The sequence below is a fragment of the Cupriavidus sp. 05N39 genome (genome assembly GCF_056397325.1).
The window spans coordinates 1-19,624 of record NZ_JBFTNE010000078.1 but is presented as its reverse complement, the minus strand read 5'-3'; the positions used below and the strand labels follow the sequence as shown (position 1 = coordinate 19,624).

At 58.6% G+C, this 19,624-nt stretch carries 17 protein-coding genes; 16 read left to right on the top strand and 1 reads right to left on the bottom strand.

The window, feature by feature from the left end:
• Positions 1-2 precede the first annotated feature (2 nt).
• On the top strand, positions 3-851 hold the full coding sequence (locus AC1DN0_RS29745; RefSeq protein ID WP_477111279.1) for a lysophospholipid acyltransferase family protein: 849 nt from the start codon (positions 3-5) through the stop codon (positions 849-851).
• A gap of 24 nt (positions 852-875) precedes the next feature.
• Here the strand turns inward: AC1DN0_RS29745 and AC1DN0_RS29740 are convergent, their stop codons facing one another.
• Complete coding sequence (locus tag AC1DN0_RS29740) at positions 876-1,718, bottom strand: symmetrical bis(5'-nucleosyl)-tetraphosphatase (RefSeq protein ID WP_477143991.1); 843 nt, start codon at positions 1,716-1,718, stop codon at positions 876-878.
• Positions 1,719-1,963: 245 nt separating this feature from the next.
• On the opposite strand from AC1DN0_RS29740, the gene rfbB reads away from it, so the two are divergent.
• From rfbB to AC1DN0_RS29665, 15 genes are all read left to right on the top strand, one after another.
• Entirely contained in the window at positions 1,964-3,028 is a 1,065-nt protein-coding gene (gene rfbB / locus AC1DN0_RS29735) for a dTDP-glucose 4,6-dehydratase (RefSeq protein WP_477111300.1), read from the top strand.
• On the top strand, positions 3,018-3,935 hold the full coding sequence (gene rfbD, locus AC1DN0_RS29730) for a dTDP-4-dehydrorhamnose reductase (RefSeq protein WP_477111277.1): 918 nt from the start codon (positions 3,018-3,020) through the stop codon (positions 3,933-3,935). The genes rfbB and rfbD overlap by 11 nt, the downstream gene beginning before the upstream one ends.
• Positions 3,936-3,945: 10 nt before the next feature.
• Complete coding sequence (gene rfbA, locus AC1DN0_RS29725) at positions 3,946-4,824, top strand: glucose-1-phosphate thymidylyltransferase RfbA (protein ID WP_477111276.1); 879 nt, start codon at positions 3,946-3,948, stop codon at positions 4,822-4,824.
• A gap of 8 nt (positions 4,825-4,832) precedes the next feature.
• The gene (gene rfbC / locus AC1DN0_RS29720) at positions 4,833-5,384 is read left to right on the top strand and encodes a dTDP-4-dehydrorhamnose 3,5-epimerase (RefSeq protein WP_477111275.1); all 552 of its coding nucleotides are present in this window, start codon (positions 4,833-4,835) and stop codon (positions 5,382-5,384) included.
• A gap of 32 nt (positions 5,385-5,416) precedes the next feature.
• The gene (locus AC1DN0_RS29715) at positions 5,417-6,211 is read left to right on the top strand and encodes an ABC transporter permease (RefSeq protein ID WP_477111299.1); all 795 of its coding nucleotides are present in this window, start codon (positions 5,417-5,419) and stop codon (positions 6,209-6,211) included.
• A complete protein-coding gene (locus tag AC1DN0_RS29710) occupies positions 6,201-7,502 on the top strand; it encodes an ABC transporter ATP-binding protein (protein WP_477111274.1) in 1,302 nt (433 codons plus the stop codon). Before AC1DN0_RS29715 ends, AC1DN0_RS29710 begins: the two co-directional genes overlap by 11 nt.
• On the top strand, positions 7,502-10,540 hold the full coding sequence (locus AC1DN0_RS29705) for a glycosyltransferase (RefSeq protein WP_477111273.1): 3,039 nt from the start codon (positions 7,502-7,504) through the stop codon (positions 10,538-10,540). Before AC1DN0_RS29710 ends, AC1DN0_RS29705 begins: the two co-directional genes overlap by 1 nt.
• Before the next feature lie 256 nt (positions 10,541-10,796).
• The gene (locus tag AC1DN0_RS29700; RefSeq protein WP_477143986.1) at positions 10,797-13,037 is read left to right on the top strand and encodes a hypothetical protein; all 2,241 of its coding nucleotides are present in this window, start codon (positions 10,797-10,799) and stop codon (positions 13,035-13,037) included.
• A 37-nt stretch (positions 13,038-13,074) separates the two neighbouring features.
• Entirely contained in the window at positions 13,075-14,175 is a 1,101-nt protein-coding gene (wecB, locus tag AC1DN0_RS29695) for a non-hydrolyzing UDP-N-acetylglucosamine 2-epimerase (RefSeq protein WP_477111271.1), read from the top strand.
• Positions 14,172-15,317 carry a glycosyltransferase family protein gene (locus AC1DN0_RS29690; RefSeq protein ID WP_477111270.1) on the top strand — a complete coding sequence of 382 codons (1,146 nt, stop codon included), beginning with the start codon at positions 14,172-14,174 and terminating at the stop codon, positions 15,315-15,317. The genes wecB and AC1DN0_RS29690 overlap by 4 nt, the downstream gene beginning before the upstream one ends.
• A complete protein-coding gene (locus AC1DN0_RS29685; protein ID WP_477111269.1) occupies positions 15,314-16,084 on the top strand; it encodes a glycosyltransferase family protein in 771 nt (256 codons plus the stop codon). Before AC1DN0_RS29690 ends, AC1DN0_RS29685 begins: the two co-directional genes overlap by 4 nt.
• 6 nt (positions 16,085-16,090) lie before the next feature.
• A complete protein-coding gene (locus AC1DN0_RS29680; RefSeq protein WP_477111268.1) occupies positions 16,091-17,179 on the top strand; it encodes an MraY family glycosyltransferase in 1,089 nt (362 codons plus the stop codon).
• Positions 17,180-17,312: 133 nt separating this feature from the next.
• On the top strand, positions 17,313-17,696 hold the full coding sequence (locus AC1DN0_RS29675; RefSeq protein WP_477111267.1) for a GtrA family protein: 384 nt from the start codon (positions 17,313-17,315) through the stop codon (positions 17,694-17,696).
• 28 nt (positions 17,697-17,724) lie between these two features.
• The gene (locus AC1DN0_RS29670; protein ID WP_477111266.1) at positions 17,725-18,750 is read left to right on the top strand and encodes a glycosyltransferase family 2 protein; all 1,026 of its coding nucleotides are present in this window, start codon (positions 17,725-17,727) and stop codon (positions 18,748-18,750) included.
• A 2-nt stretch (positions 18,751-18,752) separates the two neighbouring features.
• The gene (locus AC1DN0_RS29665; protein ID WP_477111265.1) at positions 18,753-19,613 is read left to right on the top strand and encodes a GNAT family N-acetyltransferase; all 861 of its coding nucleotides are present in this window, start codon (positions 18,753-18,755) and stop codon (positions 19,611-19,613) included.
• The last annotated feature ends 11 nt before the right edge of the window (positions 19,614-19,624 follow it).

Here is a 19,624-nt window from a genome sequence, read left to right as displayed (position 1 = left end):
GCATGATCTGGCTACGGAAAACCGCTTTGATCCTGCACCTGCTGCGCGGCCTGGTCACCTGCGCCGTGCTGTTCCCGTGGCTGGGTGTCGAGTCGCGCCAGTGGCATATCCGGCGCTGGTCGCGCCGGCTGCTGGGGATCTGCGGGATCACGGTCGAGGTGCAGGGGCTGCAGCCTGGGCAGGCGCCGCCGCATGGCGCCATGGTGGTTTGCAACCACATTTCGTGGCTGGACATCTACGTCATCAACAGCTGGCAGCCCGTGCGCTTCGTGGCCAAATCGGAGATCCGCGACTGGCCCGTGATCGGCTGGCTGTGCGCGCAGACCGGCACCATCTTTATCGAACGTGCGCGCAAGCGCGATGCGCACCGCGTACTGCATGCGATTACCGACGTGATGCTGCAGGGCGACCTGGTTTGCGTGTTTCCCGAGGGGACGACCACGGATGGCGCCAGCGTGCTGCCCTTCCACGCCAACCTGATGCAGGCGCCGATCTCGGGTGGGCTGCCCGTGCAGCCGGTCGGGTTGGCCTACCTGGATGCCGCGACCGGCCAGCCGACCACCGCACCGGCATATATCGGCGACCTGACCCTGCTGCAGACACTTGACGCCATCTTGCGGGCGCCGCCGATCATCGCCAGGCTGTGCTTCGCGCCAGCCCTGACCGCCACCAGCGCCAGCCGGCGCGAGCTGGCCGAGGCCGCCCGGGAAGTGGTAACCCACCTGAGTCAGGGTGCGCAACAACATGCCGCCGAGCTGGCGGGGCAGGTCAATGGCGGCGCTGGCAACAAACGTGCCTTCGGTGAAGTGGGTGCGGGGGCGGGTTCACCCGAGCCGGCTGCCACGCCGTAAGCCAGCCCGTGCCTGGCCGCTGGCTTAGGCGAGCGGATCGCAGTATTGCGGGCAGTCCACCTGGATCAGCGAGCGCTGCGCCGGATCCGTCGCCAGCCGCGCCGCCGTGAGCTTGCCGCCCCAGACGCAGCCCGTGTCCAGCGCCATGAGGTTGGGGCGCATCACCAGCCCAAGCGTGGACCAGTGTCCGCAAACCACGGTGGTGTCTTCGGTCAGGCGGCCGGGGACGTCGAACCAGGGCATATGGCCCCTGGGCGTGCCGCCGGGACCTTCCTTGCTCTTCAGGTCCATCACCCCTTCCGCGCTGCAGAAGCGCAGGCGGGTGAGGGCATTGACCACGACGCGGTGACGTTCGATGCCGCGCAGGCCTGCATCCCATCGAACTGCCGCGTTCCCGAAGATGTCGGCCAGGAAAGCCTTCCAGTTGGGACCGCGCAGCGCTTGCTCCACTTCGGACGCCAGCTCCATGGTCTGCTCGGCCGTCCACTGCGGCAGTACGCCGGCGTGCACAAGTAGGAAACCGTTTTCACGGATGGCCAATGGGCGGTGCCTTAGCCATGTGAGCAATTCATCGCAATCCGGGGCTTCAAGAATGTCATCCAGGGTGTCGCTGCGGCCGCGCTTGCGTACACCGGCGGCCACGGCCAGCAGGTGGATATCATGATTGCCGAGCACGGATTCGGCGCGCTCGCCAAGCTGACGGACCAGGCGCAGCGTGCGCGCCGAGGCCGGGCCGCGGTTGACCAGGTCGCCTACGAAGCGGAGCTGGCTGTCGGCCGGCAAGCGCTGAAAAAGGAGTTCGTCAAGCGAACCCGCGCAACCCTGGAGGTCGCCTACAGCAAAATAATGCGTATTGTTCACAAAAATAAATTGCCTGAATGATCACACATGTAAACTGATCCGAATTGGCAACATTGTGCGGAAATTTTCGATGGGACGTTACAACAGGCTACAAAAAGATGCCTGTTCCGGGTAAGGCCCTGCCCCCGGTCGGATAGAATACCGCCACTTCTGCAGGTACTTAAGATCCCGCCGTCCCCACAATGGACCAAGGCGGGCGCTCGGCATTGGTCGGGTCCTCGAAATATATCGATAGGCAGGGAGCACAACTTTTGTCTCATATTCTTGTTACGGGCGGTGCGGGGTTCATCGGTGCCAACTTTGTTCTGAACTGGTTCGGCACCGGGGCTACCGACGGCATTGTCAATGTCGACAAGCTCACCTACGCAGGCAACCGCAAGACGCTTGCCTCGCTGGATGGCGACGCTCGCCATGTATTCTCGCAGACGGATATCTGCGACCGCGCCGCGCTCGACCAGTTGCTGACGACCTACAAGCCCCGTGCCGTGGTGCATTTTGCCGCCGAGAGCCATGTCGACCGCTCCATCCATGGTCCCGGCGAGTTCATCCAGACCAATATTGTCGGCACCTTCACCCTGCTCGAAGCCGTGCGCGCCTACTGGAGCGCGCTCGATGACGAAGCCAGGGCATCCTTCCGCTTCCTGCACGTCTCCACCGACGAGGTCTTCGGTTCCCTCGAAGCCGGCGATCCGCAATTCTCCGAGACCACGGCCTACGCGCCCAACAGCCCCTATTCGGCATCGAAGGCTGCATCCGACCATCTGGTACGGGCCTACCACCACACGTATGGCTTGCCGGTTCTCACCACGAATTGCTCCAACAACTACGGGCCCTATCATTTCCCCGAAAAGTTGATCCCGTTGATCATCGCCAATGCGCTCGGCGGCAAGCCCTTGCCGGTTTATGGCGATGGCCTGAACGTGCGCGACTGGCTGTATGTGGGCGACCACTGCGCTGCCATCCGCGAAGTGCTGGCGCGAGGCCGCTTGGGCGAGACGTACAACGTGGGCGGCTGGAACGAGAAGACCAATCTCGACGTGGTCCACACCCTTTGCGACCTGCTCGACGAACTGCGCCCGAAGGCGGCCGGTTCCTACCGGGATCAGATCACCTTCGTCAAGGACCGTCCTGGTCATGACCGCCGCTACGCCATTGATGCGCGCAAACTGGAGCGCGAGCTTGGCTGGAAGCCAGTCGAGACTTTTGAGACCGGCATGCGCAAGACCGTGCAGTGGTATCTGGACAATCAGGGCTGGGTGCAAGATGTGATGTCCGGTGAATACCGGAACTGGGTGGCAAAACAATATGCCGCATAAGGCGCAAAATATTCCTACCCTTCTTGTAACAGGAAGCAACGGCCAGGTCGGATTCGAACTCCGCCGGAGCCTTGCGCCGCTTGGCAATGTGATCGCACTGGATCGTGCCGCTTGCGATCTCTCGCGTCCGGACACGCTACGCCAGCTGATTCGGCAGTACCGGCCCGATGTGATCGTCAATCCTGCCGCCTATACCGCGGTGGACAAGGCCGAGACGGACGCCGACGCCGCGTTTGCTGTCAATGGCGTCGCGGCCGGCGTGCTGGCCGAGGAGGCAAAGGCGCTTGGCAGCTTGCTGGTGCACTATTCCACCGACTACGTGTTCGATGGCCGCAAGGCGGGCCCCTATGTCGAACTGGATGCGGTCGACCCGCAATCCATCTACGGCAAGAGCAAGCTGGCCGGCGAGCAGGCTATCGCAGCGTCCGGTGCCACTGCGTTGGTGCTCCGCACCTGCTGGGTGGCGGGCGCCCATGGCGGCAACTTCGCCAAGACCATGCTCAAGCTGGGCCGCGAGCGCGATAGCCTGCGTGTGATTGCCGACCAGTTCGGCGCGCCGACCACGGCAGCGCTGATTGCCGACGTGACCGCGCAGATCATCGCCCGCCACTGGCTGGCGGGCGATCGCGCCGCCTTCCCGGCCGGCATCTATCACCTGGCGGCCTGCGGCGAGACCACCTGGCACGCCTATGCTACTGAAGTGTTGCGCTATACGGCGTCCAAGGGCGTAGCATTAAAGGCGGATCCCGAGAGCATTGTGCCGATTCCGGCTAGCGAGTATCCACTACCAGCTCCTCGGCCCGCCAATTCGCGTCTTGATACGAGCAAGCTGCGCGAAACCTTCGACATCCATCTTCCGGATTGGCAGCAGGGAATACATTTCCTGCTCGACCAGATCCTTTCCTGATCTCAGCACCATGCGCAAAGGCATCATCCTGGCCGGGGGTTCCGGCACGCGGCTTTATCCGATCACACGCTCGGTCTCCAAGCAATTGCTGCCGGTGTACGACAAGCCGATGATCTACTATCCCTTGTCCACGCTCATGCTGGCAGGGATTCGTGACATCCTTGTGATCTCCACGCCGGACGATACGCCACGCTTCGCCGACATGCTCGGCGACGGCAGCAAATGGGGCATCAACCTCCAGTACGCGGTCCAGCCGTCGCCGGACGGCCTGGCGCAGGCCTTTATCATCGGCCGCGACTTTATCGGCAACGATTCCTCCACACTGATCCTGGGCGATAACATCTTCCATGGCCACGACCTGGTGGGCCAGCTTGGCCGTGCCGGCAGCCAGGACGCGCGCGCCACAGTGTTCGCTTATCACGTGCACGATCCGGAGCGGTACGGCGTAGTCGAATTCGACGACAACTTCCGTGCGCTATCGCTCGAAGAAAAGCCGCTGAAGCCGCGTTCAAACTATGCCGTTACCGGGCTTTACTTTTATGATCGGCAGGTCTGCGACATCGCGGCCGATATCAAGCCGTCAGCCCGGGGTGAGCTCGAGATCACTGACGTCAACAAGCGCTATCTCGAGATGGCGCAGCTCGACGTGGAGATCATGGGGCGCGGCTATGCGTGGCTCGATACCGGCACGCATGACTCGCTGCTGGAAGCGGCCAGTTTTATCGCCACGCTGCAAAACCGGCAGGGCCTGATGGTCGCTTGTCCGGAAGAAATCGCGTATCGCAGCAAATGGATCGATGCCGAGCAGGTGGCGGCGCTGGCCAAGCCACTGTCCAAAAACGCTTATGGACAGTACCTGCAGCGCATTGTCTCGGAAACGATCAAGTAAGCAAGACCATGAACCTGACAGTCATCCCTACAGATATCCCTGAGGTGCTCATCCTCGAACCCAAAGTGTTCGGCGACGACCGAGGATTCTTTTTTGAAAGCTTCAATGCCAAGGCGTTTGAAGCCGCGACCGGGCTCAAGCGCGAGTTCGTGCAGGACAATCACTCGCGCTCCGCGCGCAATGTGCTGCGTGGGCTGCATTACCAGATTCAGCGTCCGCAGGGTAAGTTGGTGCGGGTGACTTCGGGCGAAGTGTTTGATGTGGTGGTTGACCTGCGCCGCGGCTCGCCCACTTTTGGCAAATGGACCGGCCTGACACTTTCCGCGGAGAACAAGCGCCAACTGTGGGTGCCCGAAGGGTTTGCCCACGGTTTCATGGTGACGTCCGAGTCCGCCGAGTTCCTCTACAAGACCACTGACTACTGGTATCCGGAACACGAACGCAGCCTGGCCTGGAACGATCCGGCGCTCGGGATCGACTGGCCGCTCGACGGCGAGCCCATTCTCGCCGCGAAGGACCAGCGAGGATTGTCGCTGGCGCAGTCTCTGGAGCAAAAGTGAGCAGGGCCATTCTCCCCGCCAGCCATATCGTGATGGGTCCGTTCGGCGCGTTATTTCGCCACCGGAGCCTGGTGTACCAGCTTACCAGGCGCGAGGTCGTTGGTCGGTACCGCGGATCGATTTTCGGTCTGCTATGGTCATTGTTCTACCCAGTGTTGATGCTGTCGGTCTACACCTTCGTGTTTGGCCATGTTTTCAAGTCGCGTTGGGGCAGCGGTTTCGAGAATTCCTCTGACTTTGCCTTGATGGCTTTCGCGGGGATGATTGTTCATGGCTTGTTTGCAGAGTGCGTCTCGCGTGCGCCGAGTCTGATCATCGGCAATGCGAACTTCGTCAAGCGAGTGGTGTTTCCCCTCGAATTACTTGCCTGGGTAACCCTATTTGCCGGTTTTTTTCATGCCCTGATCGGACTTTGCGTGCTAATGGCATTTAGCCTCCTGCTTGGCCACACGCTCAGCCCGACTATTGTGCTGTTCCCCTTGATCCTGTTGCCGTTCGCGTGCTTCGTGGTCGGATTGATCTGGGCGCTTGCATCGCTAGGGGTCTATTTGCGAGACCTCGGTCAGATTATTGGGGTCATGGTTACGGTAACGATGTTTATGTCGCCCATGTTTTATCCGGTATCGGCGCTTCCAGCACGCCTGCAGCCCTTCATGCGTCTAAATCCGCTGACGTTCCCAATGGAGCAGCTCAGGACCGTGATGATTGGTGGTGGCATGCCGAATTGGTCCGGGCTTGCTATCTATTCATTGGGCGCAGTCGTTGTGGCGTGGTGTGGTTTCACGCTCTTCCAGCATTTGCGCAGGGGGTTTGCCGATGTCCTCTGATGTTGTGATTCGCGCCGCGCATCTGGGGAAGTGCTTTCGCATTTACGACAAGCCGCGTGATCGTCTGCTGCAAGCGGTGCGCGGCCGTATCGCAAGCCTGACCGGCTTTGCTCAGGCGCCACTCTATCGCGAGCATTGGGCGCTGAAGGGCGTAAGTTTTGAGGTCCGCGCGGGCGAGTGCATTGGCTTTCTGGGCCGCAACGGTTCGGGTAAGTCAACGCTGCTGCAAATTATTTGCGGCACGCTGGCGGAGACTGCGGGATCGATCGATGTGCATGGCCGTATTGCAGCCCTACTTGAACTCGGCGCAGGCTTCAATATGGAGTTCAGTGGGCGAGAGAATGTCTATCTGAATGCTGCCATCCTTGGCCTCACGAGAGCGGAGATCGATGCGGTCTTTCCTCAGATCGAAGCGTTCGCTGAGATTGGTGATTTTATCGATCAGCCGGTCAAGACCTATTCGAGCGGCATGTTCGTGCGGCTGGCTTTCTCCGTGGCCGTACATGTGGACCCAAAGCTACTTGTCGTGGATGAAGCGCTGGCGGTGGGGGATGCTCGTTTCCAGTCGAAATGCCTGGACCGCATCAAGGCACTTAAGGATGGGGGTGCCACTATCCTCTTTGTGAGCCACGATGTTGGCGCTGTGCGTACTTTGTGCGACAGAGCGATCTGGCTGGACAAGGGCGTCATGCGCCTGGAAGGGGATGTATTGAGCGTGACCGCTCGATATATGAAATTCCTGTTCGATGACGACGAGGAAGGTTGCCTCGCCACAGCGGAAGCGGGCGACTTGCAAAAGCCAGAGCACCATCGGCGCGCGATCAGTCACTGGGGAGAAGCGATGGGCTGCATCGAGGAGATTGACCTCCTTGATGCCAGCAATATGGAGCCAGTCTCCGTCATCAAAGGCGAGGCGAGTTTCGTCGTCAGGATCAAGTGCGGCCTGCCGGATTCTTCGGATGTGTCGTCTCTTGGCATTGCTCTGTCGATCAAGAATATTGCTGGATCGGACCTGATCGTTTCGACCACTTGGGATAGTGGCTACCGGTTTCAGCGCGACGCCGGCGGTGACGTGCTTGTCGAGTTTCGCATGACCAATCAGTTGGCGCCTGGCAACTACATGATGGCCCTCGCTGTGGAGGACCGGTCGGGCGCAACGGTGCGGTATCTCGAATATATCGAAGGCGGTCTATATTTTTCTTCAATCTGGCCCGGAACCGTACACGGTATGTTTGTGCCTAGCATCGACCAGGCGGTTTCTATTATCTCGCAAAAGGTTGCACCTCTGTGATGGACTCTAATATCAACAGCAAGAGCTACTGGGATAATCGCTTCGAACAGGATTGGTCAGAAGCCTCTGGTCGCGAGCAGACGCAATATTTCTGCCAACTCGCAATGAGGCATCTTCCGGATTGGCTAGGCGACGCGATTCGCACAGGCGCGCTGACCGTATGCGACTGGGGTTGTGCCGAGGGCGACGGGACAAGGGTGCTCACGGATGCACTGGCGCCTGCCGAAGTGGTCGGAATCGACTTTTCGGACGCTGCAATACATAAAGCAACCCAGAATTATCCAGGGCTGCCGTTTCGCGCCGTCAACCTGCTCGAGCAAGGCGTCATTGCTGCGAAGCCGTTTGACGTCATATTCAGTTCAAATACGCTCGAACATTTCGACCAGCCTTTCGATGTGCTGGAAAAGCTGGATCCATACATCGGCCAATGGTTGGTGGTGCTGGTTCCTTACCGCGAGTTCGAACGCATACCCGAGCACGAGTTCACGTTCGATTTCGGTAATACACCCGTGCAGTTGCGCAACGGCATGGCGCTGGTCCATGCTGAATTGATGGATACGAGACAGCATCATCCATGCTACTGGCCGGGCGAACAGATGTTGCTGATCTACGGGCGGCCAGACGCGATCCTTGCGCAAGGATTGACCCTGGGGCAGGTAGAAGTCATTGCGGCTGGCCATTTCCAGCGCTTTCAGGCGGCTAATGCGCAACTGAAAAAGGCAACCGCTGAGCGCAAGCTTTTTTCGGAGCAACTCGACCATGCAGAGCGTGCGCGTGCGCTGGCAGAGTTCCGGAGCGAGGAGGCTCTACGGCAAAGTGCGTCGGCTGAGCGCCGCAGTGCGGCGGCCGAGAGTCGGTGCAATGATGCTGTGACTGTGCTTGAGCAACGCGACAAGGACCTTGCACTTGTTTACGGTTCCTTGTCGTGGCGGGTGACTGCACCGCTACGCATGATCTGGAGCCCGTTTGTAAAGACGCGGCGTTCGTTGGGCCGCCTGAAGCGGTTCATCGCGCGGCAGGGTGGCATCGTTAAGACGTCGCGCAAGCTGCTCGAGTTCTATCGGCGCGAGGGCGCTGATGCGGTCATCGCCACGGTGCGGCGCAAGGTCGGTTCGAATCTTCACGCGTCGCCGATCGTCAAGGCTGACATCGTATTGCCGCCGGCCGAACCCCATGGAGAGGGCGAGGACGTCATTTTCTGGGGCGTGATCGATTGGCACTTCCGTTTCCAGCGGCCCCAGCAACTGGCATTGGGCTTCGCAGCACGCGGCCATCGCGTCTTCTATGTCAGTGCCCAATTGCTCGACCGGCCGGAACCTGGTTTTAGCATCGAGTCGATTGGCGGGCAGCCCGGCGTCTATCAAGTCCGCTTCCATGCTCTGGGCGCACCCCCTATCTACAATGAACTGGCGCCTGAACTGATTCACGAGCAAATCCGAAGTGGGTTGGCGGCCTTTGTCCGCTGGGCGGGTGCGGAAGCCTATATTTCAGTCGTCCAGCATCCATTCTGGCTGGGCTTTGCGCACAGCGTCCCAAGGAGCCGGATGGTCTATGACTGCATGGACCACCACGAGGGGTTTGGCAACGTATCGGTGGAAATGATTGTTGCCGAAAAGAGCTTGATGGCGGAAAGCGATGTCCTGGTCGTCACCTCCGACTGGCTTCGGAATGCATGCGAGGGCAAGAATGCCAACGTCTTCACGGTTCGCAATGCTTGCGACTTCAAGCATTTCAGTACGCAGCCAGAGCGAGTTTTCCAGGACCCGAAGAAGCGGCGCATTATTGGCTACTACGGGGCTATCGCGGAATGGTTCGATGTGGAACTGGTGCGTAAGGTCGCGCTTGCATTTCCCGATCATCTAGTGATGATGATCGGTGCGGACACCTGCAACGCAAGTACACAACTGGCCGACCTCCCCAACATCGAATTCTTTGGCGAGATTCCCTATGCGGAACTGCCGCACTATCTATATGCATTCGATATTTGCGTACTGCCGTTCCGCGTAATCGATCTTACGCTGGCGACAAATCCGGTAAAGGTCTACGAGTACCTCTGCTCCGGTAAGCCCGTCGTATCTGTGAGCTTGCCGGAAATGAAGCAGTTCGGCGAACTGGTCTATACCGCCGAGGGGCACGAAGCCTTTGTTGCCGAATGCCACCAGGCCCTGTCGGAAAGCCGGGAGAGCGATATCGTGCGCAGGCGAATCGCGTTTGCCTCGCAACAGACCTGGAAGCATCGAGCCGAGGAGTTGGAGGATGCGCTGGCGAACGCGGTCCGGCCGTTGGTAAGCATTGTGGTGCTGACCTATAACAATCTTGACCTGACCAAGAAATGCCTGGCCAGTATCGACGCGTGCACGGCAGACGTACGTCATGAAATCGTCATCGTTGACAATGCGTCGTCGGATGGCAGCCCCGACTATCTTCGCGCCTATGCCAATGGACGCAGCGACGTCAAGCTATTGCTGAGCGACGAGAACACGGGCTTTGCGGCCGGAAATAATCTGGGTCTGGCGGCGGCTTCCGGCGAGTATCTGGTTATCTTGAATAACGACACTGTCGTGACGCCGGGCTGGGCCTCTGGTCTGGTGCGGCACCTTCGTGCGGACGAATCGATCGGATTGATCGGGCCAGTGACCAATAATATTGGCAACGAAGCAAAGATCTCGATTACGTACGACAGTACGGAGGAGATGCCGGCACTGGCGCGCAAATACACGGTGGCGCAGATGGGGCGCACATTTGATATTCATACAGCTGCCTTCTTCTGCGTGATGATCCCGCGAACGGTCTATGAGAAGGTCGGCGGCCTGGATGAAGCGTTTGGCCTGGGCTTTTTCGAGGATGACGACTATTGTCGCCGGTTGCAGCAGGAAAACTTGCGATGCGTATGCGCGGAGGACGTTTTTGTGCATCACCATTTGTCGGCATCTTTCAACAAGCTGGGGGATGAACGGCGCAAGGCGCTAATGGAGAAGAATCGGGCCATCTATGAGGCGAAGTGGGGGCCATGGGTGCCCCATCGCTACAGACAGTAATCCGGCGCACTACCGGCATTTAGGAAGGCGGGATCGATTGGCTGCATCCCTTTCGTATCCCAAGCCGGATGCCTGACAGGTGGATTGGTGGCGGCAGTGAGCGAGGCTACCGATGTCCAGAAGTCGTTGATTTTGGTGGCAAGAGACGCGCTCGTCCTTCACGCGAGTGTGGCCGAGGGGGTGCACTGGGCTGAGGCACCAGGCTATCTGGCCGCCGGGAGTGGTGAGTTATGCAGCGGAGGGGACGGTGGAGAGCTTGAGTGATGGCAAGATAAGCTCGTACGCATATGGCGGTGAATGTCACCAGAACAAGGTTTCCTATCGCGGAGCGCTGGTGGCGGTCGCATTGATCTGGTGCCTGCTTTCCTGGCGCTGGCTGTCGGGTGGGATCTATATCCCATTTGATGCGATGGACGAGTTCTATCCGCAAATGCTGTTCAATGCGCGCTCGTATATTGATGGCGAGTTGCCGCTATGGAACCCGTACCTCTTCGCTGGTTTTGCGAATGTGGCCGACCCGCAGGGCATGGTATTTTCGCCGCTGATGAATCTGATCATGGTGGTGTTGGCTCCGCACTACCTCCTCGCGTTCAGTATCGCCGTACTCTTGCACGTGCTGCTTGGCGGCGTAGGGATCGTGCTGTGCGCACGGGACCGCGGTACGCCCGTCGCAATCGCCGTCATCGCGGCGCTGGTCTACATGTTTGGCGGGGTGGCCATTGCCCGTCTGCAGCACACGCCGATGATTGTCGGCTATGCAATCCTGCCCTTTTGCTTTCTATATCTTAGCCGTGTCATACGGTCGGGAGCTTGGAAGGCGGGTTTGATGGCAGGGATCGCGGGTGGGCTATTGCTGCTGCATGGCACGCAAGTGACCTATCTGGCTACGTTATTCCTAGTGCTGTACCTGCTCACGAACTGGCGCTCGCTGGGGAACGCACGGCGGTGGACCGCGCTGGTCCTTGCGATGCTGGTGGCGCTGTCGCTGTCGTTCCCGTTTCTCTATGCGGTAAAGGTGTTTCTCGGCATTTCGAATAGGCCCGAAATTTTCTATGATTATCTGGCTGCGAATCCTGGCGGAGCGGAATTCCTAGCGTTCTTCACGTTTCTTCTTTCCGCCTATTCTGGATCCACGATGGGTAAGCCCTGGTTGGGAGAGCTCACGTCCAACTATTTCTATATAGGCCTGGTTCCACTGGTTCTCGTAGGTGCATCAATACTTTCAAAGCCGAAAGACGAATTTCAACGCCGCGAGAAAGCGGCATTTTTGCTTGGGCTGGTTTTCTTTATAACATATGCTCTTGGGCCGAACTGGCATGTTTATCGCGCCTACTATGAATTGATTCCTGGCGTCAAGCTCTTTCGTCGCCCCAATGACGCAATGTTTCTGGTAAATGCGATATTTGCATTTTTGTTGTTGAATCTTGACGACGATTCGATTTCCCGCTTGCGCCTTTACGTCGCGCGACAACCCGTGCGGCTTGCCGGCCTGATTATCGCGGGAGTTGCGGTGGTCTTGTGGATGGCGTGGTTTCTTTATGCTGGTAGCGTGCCATTTTATAATGTGGCTGGGCGCTTCCTGCTGCCATGTCTGGTCTATATATTGCTCTGGGTAATATTTAGGAAAACACGCATATTAACCACAATTCTTGTGCTTGCCGTGGCGGCGGATTTGGCGTTCGCGGGTGTGGGGAAGCCGTTCAATGCGGTGGGGAAAGGTTATGTCTCCAACTTTTTCCCGAAACCTGGCGATAATCCAGTGACGGAATGGTTAAAGCCGCGCGTAGCCAATCAAGGTGGGATCGACTCGCGTATCGAACAGATCGATGCCTGGCGAATGTGGCGCAACGTCCCGTCGATCGAGCGGTTCCAGTCCACGTTGGGCTACAATCCGCTGGTCGAGGCCGCCTATAAGCGGTTTTACGGGGCGCCCGAATCGTCGGCGAGTCAACGGATCGAGGGTGTGGCTTCCAGTTATGGCTCGCCGAGGTTCCGGGCGCTAGGCGTCAAATATGTCGTCAGTAGCGCGTCATTGGATCAGCTTGACCCGGAGTATTTGAAGGCACTGCGCGGACCGGTGGCTGAGTTCGATAATACGCAGATCTGGGAAGTAAAGGAACCGCTGCCTCGTGTGTTGAATCCCAAGCAATTCGTGGTGGTGGCGCCTGGYGAAGGCATGAAGGATTTCCAGCCAGAGCGGAGCGTTGAGATTACGGATGACGGGGCGCTGACAGAGGCGCAGATCCAGGCCATGAAGTCCTGCAAGGGGTCGCTAAGCTATACCTTGCGAGAGTATCGAAACAACAGGCTGGAAGTTGAGTATGTGGCAGATGCTCCAGCTTGGTTTGTTTTATCGGATGTTTATCACCCGTGGTGGCGGGCAAGTGTGAATGGGGAGAGGGTGCCATTGTTTCGAGCGAATCAGGCATTTCGCGCGGTATGCGTTCCCGCAGGCAAGGGTGTTTTGTCTATGGATTTCCATTTTATGGATCTCTGACCAATCAATTTCGCATTAATAGAAGGTTGCTCTGAAGATGAAAAGGAAGATTATATGCGTCGTGGGAACGCGCCCGGAGGCGATCAAGATGGCGCCCCTGATCAACGCGCTGAAGGGCGAGCCTTGGGCGGATTGCAGGGTACTCGCCACCGCGCAACATCGCCAGATGCTGGATCAAGTACTCGGCTTGTTTGGCATCGAGCCTGATATTGATCTGAATATCATGCGGCCGAATCAGTCGCTGGTGGAATTGACGTCGCGTCTCCTCGTCGAGGTGGACCAGGTCCTTGACGCGGAGCGGCCTGACGCCGTGGTAGCCCAGGGAGATACCACTACCGTGATGACGGTGGCCCTGGCCTGCTTTTACCGTCGCATTCCCTTTGGGCACGTCGAAGCTGGCCTGCGGACCTGGGACATGCAAAATCCCTTTCCGGAAGAGATGAATCGCGTGATCGCAGGGCGCATTGCACGCTGGCACTTCGCGCCCACCGCCTCATCCCGTGAGAATCTGCTGCGCGAAGGCATTGCCGATAGCGAAATCTCGCAGACGGGCAATACGGTGATCGACGCACTGCTCGATGTGGTCGAGCGCTGCGACCATCTGATGCCGGCAGTGCAAGCGGGCAAGCGCCTGGTGCTGGTCACCTCGCATCGTAGGGAGAACTTTGGCAAGCCGTTTGAGGAGATCTGCCGGGCTATCAGGCACTTGGTGGAGACGAACGAGGACATCGAGGTTCTTTATCCCGTACATCCCAACCCCAACGTGCGCGACATCGCGCATCGCATGCTAGGGACCTTACCGCGCGTAACCTTGACGGAGCCGCTCGACTACCTGCCATTCGTTGCGGCCATGAAGCGCGCGTACCTGATCCTCAGCGATTCGGGCGGTGTACAGGAAGAGGCGCCGGCGCTGGGCAAGCCCGTGCTGGTGCTGCGTCGTGAGACGGAGCGGCCGGAAGCGGTGGACGCCGGCGTGGTCAAGCTCGTGGGCCCGGACTACGAACGCATCGTGTCCGAAGCGCAGCGGCTCCTGGATGATCCCGAGGCCTATCGCAGCATGGCCCGAGGCGTTTCGCCATACGGGGATGGACACGCATCGGAACGCATCGTGAAGGTTCTGCGCGAGTATTTTGCATGATCCGATTGGTTTACCTGTCGCCGGTTCCATGGTCTTCCTTTTCGCAGAGGCCGCATAAATTCGTCGAATGGTTTCATGCGCAAAGCGGGGGAGACGTGGTCTGGGTGGAGCCTTATCCCACCCGCTTGCCCAACATAGGCGACTTCCGGCGGCTACGCTTGGGGTCGCATGAGGGCAAGAGCATCGCGCAACAGGGCGAGCCCCCGGCGTGGCTTAAGCTAGTGAGGCCAAGGGCATTGCCGGTGGAGCCGCTGCCGCTGTTGGCTTGGGCCAACGTAACGCTGTGGCGTAATGCGCTCCATGCCATCGAATCGTTCGCTAAAGAAGGAGATACCTTCCTCGCTATTGGCAAGCCGTCGCTCCTCGCTTTGCTGCTGCTGTCAAAGCGGTGGTTCAAGGGCTCCGTCTATGATTCGATGGACCATTTCTCCGCGTTCTATAGTGGGGTGTCTCGCTTCGTCATGTCGCGGCGAGAAGCAGCCGTGGTGGCGAAGGCTCAGATGGTGCTTGCCTCTTCGACCTGCCTGCTGGACCAGTGGCGCCTGATCCGTAATGATGTGAGCCTGGTTCGCAATGCCTGTGATCCGGCCGTCCTGCCGGCGCCCCGTGCGCCTTTGTCCCAGCACGGTTCACGCCGCGTGTTTGGCTATATCGGCACTATCGGGCGGTGGTTTGACTGGGATGCGGTAGCGGCGCTCGCGCGGGCGCAGCCGCAAGCCACGGTTCGCGTGATCGGCCCGGTCTTTGTCCCTGTGCCAGCAGGCCTGCCGGGCAACGTGGAAATGCTGCCGCCGTGCACGCATGAGAAGGCGATGGACGCGGTCACGGAGTTTGACGTCGGCCTGATACCGTTCAAGCGGAGTGAATTGACGGACTCTGTCGATCCCATCAAGTATTACGAGTATCGTGCGCTCGGCATACCAGTTATCTCGACTCGGTTTGGGGAGATGCGCCAACGAGAGGGAGAGCGCGGCGTATTTCTCGCGAACACGGCGGACGAGATGGCGAAGGCGGCGGCAGTTGCGCTGGACTTCAGGGATTCGCCCGGCGCGGCAATGGCTTTCCGGGGAGAGCAGACCTGGTTCAGGCGATTCCAGCAAAGTCCCGTGGGCAGGCTGCTGATTGATGGAGGCGTTCTGTGAACGGGCCGATCCGGATGTCCGTGTCGATCGTCAGCCACGGACACGATGACTTGATTGCGCCATTGCTCGACGATCTTGCCGGATTTGCATCGTCGATATCGCTCGAATTGATCCTGACCGAGAATATACCTGGCCGTCTGGAGTCGATAGCGCGTAGCTCGGGTGTTCCCTATCGGCTGATAAAGAACAGCGAGCCGCGCGGATTTGGCGCAAATCATAACGCCGCGTTCGCGCTAAGCACCGGGGAGTTCTTCGCTGTCCTGAATCCGGATCTCAGGATGACGACCGGTAATCCCCTGGCAATCCTTGCGGAACAGGTGAGGCTGCATCCGGGCGTCGCTGGCCCGAAGGTCCTCGCGCCCGGCGGTGGCATAGAGGATAGCGCGCGCCGGAACCCATCGGTCCTGCGCCTGGCATCGCGTGTGCTCCTGGGAAGGAGACAGGCCGACTATGATGCGAATTTACCCGTCCAGCCCGTCGATTGGCTGGCAGGGATGTGCCTGGTGTTTGACCGGGCGTCCTTCGCCGCGATCGATGGCTTCGACGAGAGATACCATTTGTACTGTGAGGACGTCGATGTTTGCCTGCGCCTTCATCTGGCGGGAAAAAGTGTGAGTTGGGTGCAGGGGGCTTCCGTTGTTCATGATGCCAGGCGCCAAACTACAGTCAGCAGTCTTCATTTCCGGTGGCATCTAGCGAGTCTCTGGCGTTTGATGACGTCTTCGGCCTACTGGCGATATATTGCGCAGGGTTCCGGTTCGGACTAGATCAACATGTACGATTTCTTTTGGGTTCCTCTCTTTGTGGCTCTGAGTGCCGTGGCCGCCGTGCTAATGCTGCGGCCGCTGGCGTTGCGCGGTGAATTGCTCGACAAGCCGGGTGGGCGCAAGCGCCATAGCGGGGAAGTGCCGCTGGTTGGCGGAATTGCCATCACGTTAGCCGTGTGGGCGGGGTCTGCCGCGTTCGTCAGGGTTTCGGACTATCACGTTGCCCTGTTGGCGGGAGTGACCTTGCTGGCGGCGGTCGGTGTGATTGATGACTTGCGCGGCATGACGCCGTTGGCGAAATTGTGCGCTCAGCTGTTTGCAGCGATCCTGATGACCTCCTGGGGAGGGGTATTCCTCATGTCACTCGGCGATCTGTTCGGCAAACGCGAAATTGAACTGACGAACTGGGGGATACCACTGACGCTGTTTGCGGTGGTCGCGGTGATCAACGCGATGAATATGATGGACGGCCTGGACGGTCTGGCAGGCGGCCTGGCGCTCACGGTTTTTGGCTGGTTCTCCTATCTTGCTGGCGAGGTAGGCAATTTCACCGCCCAGCGATATTGCGTGATCCTGTTTGGCGCGTTGGTAGGATTCTTGATTTTCAATATTCCCAATCCGCTTAGGGGGAAGAAGCGTGTCTTTCTAGGCGATGCGGGTAGTCTGATGCTCGGCTTCGCGGTGGTGTGGTTTGCGGTTGAGCTATCGCAACCATCGTATAACGCGGGAAAGCATGTTCCTCCTGCTGTCATGTTGTGGATAACCGGTGTGCTATTGATGGACCTCACCGCTGTGACTGCCAGGCGCGCCATGGCGGGCCGGAACCCGCTGTCCGCGGATCGCACACACCTCCATCATGTGCTGGCAAGAATCGATATCCCTACCGACAAAGTCGTGTGGATCATTCTTGTGAGCAATGCGCTTTTTGGCGCGATCGGGGTGTTAGCGTGGAAAAGGGGGGTGCCGGAATACTGGATATTCCTGGCTTTCCTGCTGGTGACTGCTGTGCATCTGGCCATTATGCATAATGCGGCTCGTTTTCTGAGGAAGGGGCGCCGACTTCTTTCGCGCAGGCAGCAGAAGAGAACAGATTAGATTCCTGCGTAGGCGCGCGCCGGCCGGGCTGCCAGTAAGCCGAGGCTGCTCGGGGGTGCGTCATTGCATATGTGGCAGCTTTATTGCTTTGGGTGATGGCAATGCGGTTTGCTATCGACGATATAGGTAGAATATGGGAATTCTCAGGGAAGGTGTTTCCTACGGAATCGTGGGAGTACTTCAACTTGGGGTCGATTGGGGGTGCTTCGTGCTCTTGTCCGCTCTAGGCATCGGGGTTGTTCCTGCCAATATTACGGGCAGAATTATCGGCGCCCTGGTGGGCTTCTGGTTGAATGGAAAAGCGACGTTCTCGCTGGCGCTGGATGGCGGCTTGAGCTTGCGGCATCTGCTCAGGTTTTCTTTGTCCTGGGGTGTCATGACCGTTGCGAGCACTATCGTCATCGGTTACATGGATCATGCGAAGGGACTGCATTTCACGTGGCTAGTCAAGCCGGTGGCAGATGCCGTTCTGGCCTTGCTTGGCTTTACGGTTTCGAAATATTGGATATATCGTTGAACAATATACTGGGAAGAGAGTATTGGTAATGAAGCCGTACGCTGAAAGGTGGAATGTAGGTGAGCAGCGCGTCGCGGTGATCATCCCCAGCTACAAAGTTGTCAATCATATTCTGTCAGTGATTGATGAGATCTGCGGACTGGTTTGGCGAATCTACGTCATAGACGACGCATGTCCCGAGGGTAGCGGCGCGCTTGTGGAGCAGCAATGCACCGATCCGCGCGTAAGCGTGATCCGCCACGAGAGGAACAAAGGGGTTGGCGGGGCAGTAATGACTGGCTACCGCGCAGCTGTCGAGGACGGAGCCACCGTGATTGTCAAGGTCGACGGTGACGGGCAGATGGATCCTTCCTTGATCCCGGAGTTCGTCATGCCGATTATTTCGGGTGACGCGGACTACACCAAGGGGAATCGCTTCTACGATCTCGGGAATATTGGGCGCATGCCGGCCGTACGTATCTTCGGGAATGCAGTGCTTTCCTTGATGTCGAAGCTCTCTACCGGCTATTGGGATATTTTCGACCCGACCAACGGTTATACGGCAATTCACGCCGATGTGGTTCGCAGGCTCCCATTGGAGCGCATAAGCGAACGCTATTTCTTTGAAACCGACATGCTGTTTCGTCTGGGTACGTTCCGGGCCGTGGTTGTCGATATCCCAATGGATGCAGTCTACGGTGAGGAGGTCAGCAATCTGAAGATTTCGAAGATCATGGGCGAGTTTCTTACGAAGCACATCAGGAACTTTGGGAAGAGAATTTTCTATAATTATTTTCTTCGCGATGTTTCATTGGCCAGCATTGAATTGGTGGTCGGTCTTCTGGTGATGTCTTTTGGCATTATTTTTGGCGGCTACCATTGGTACGACTCCAGCAGGCTCGATATCAGCACGCCGGTAGGGACCGTAATGGTAGCGGCGCTATCGTTCCTGACGGGTTTGCAATTGTTGCTGGCGTTCATCGGAAGTGATATCGCAAGTGTGCCTATTCGTCCGGTCCACCGGCTCTTCGCAGCGCGGAAGAGTTTAATCACAGAGCATAACGATGCAGGTTGAGCATGTTTGAGTTTGCCCCGACGCGGACGGATGATGCCGCGCTAGCCCAATATTCCGAGCTCTTTCGCGTGTGTTTTCCCGGGGCCGATCACCTGCGGGAGGGGTATCTTCGCTGGCTGTACCGTGAGAATCCGTCCGGTCCGGTCATTGGCTATGACGCCTTCGTCGGGGAGCGGCTGGCCGGTCACTATGTCTGCGTTCCGGCGGACATGTTTCTCTTCGGCCAACGACGTCGGGCAATGCTGTCCCTGAATACCGCGACGCACCCGGAATTCCAGGGGCGCGGTCTATTCACGGAATTGGCTCGCCGTACGTATGCACTGGGTGCTGAGAAGGGTTTCAGTTTCGTCTACGGCGTCGCCAATGCGAACAGCACGCCGGGGTTCACGCGCAAGCTGGGATTCCAACTGGTGAGCCCGTTGGAGGCCAAGATCTCAATGGGCCGGCTTGCGAAGGTAGACTGGCCTGCGGCGTGCCAGCAGGCCTCGATTCGGGGCGACTGGACTGGGACGCGGCTCGCGTGGCGTGCCGCCAGCCCGCGTAATCAGATACGGATTGCTCGCGTGGAGGAGGGCGTTTTCGCTGCCCACGCTCGCACCGGTTATCCAGGGATCGTAGTCTGYGGAGAAGTGCCGGTATCTCAACAGCCAACGTCGTCGAAGCTTGAAGCGGTGCCACCGTTGCCGCGTCTTTTCCTGGGCTTGCTGCCAGCGGGTACGTTTCGGCGAGGCCTGTCGATCAGCGTGCCGGATGCCCTGCGACCGTCACCGCTCAATTTGATCTATCGATCTCTTGACGACGAGCATGCCAGCGTACCGACGGAAGAGATCAGCCTAAACTTCCTGGATTTCGATGCCTATTGACACATCTAGTC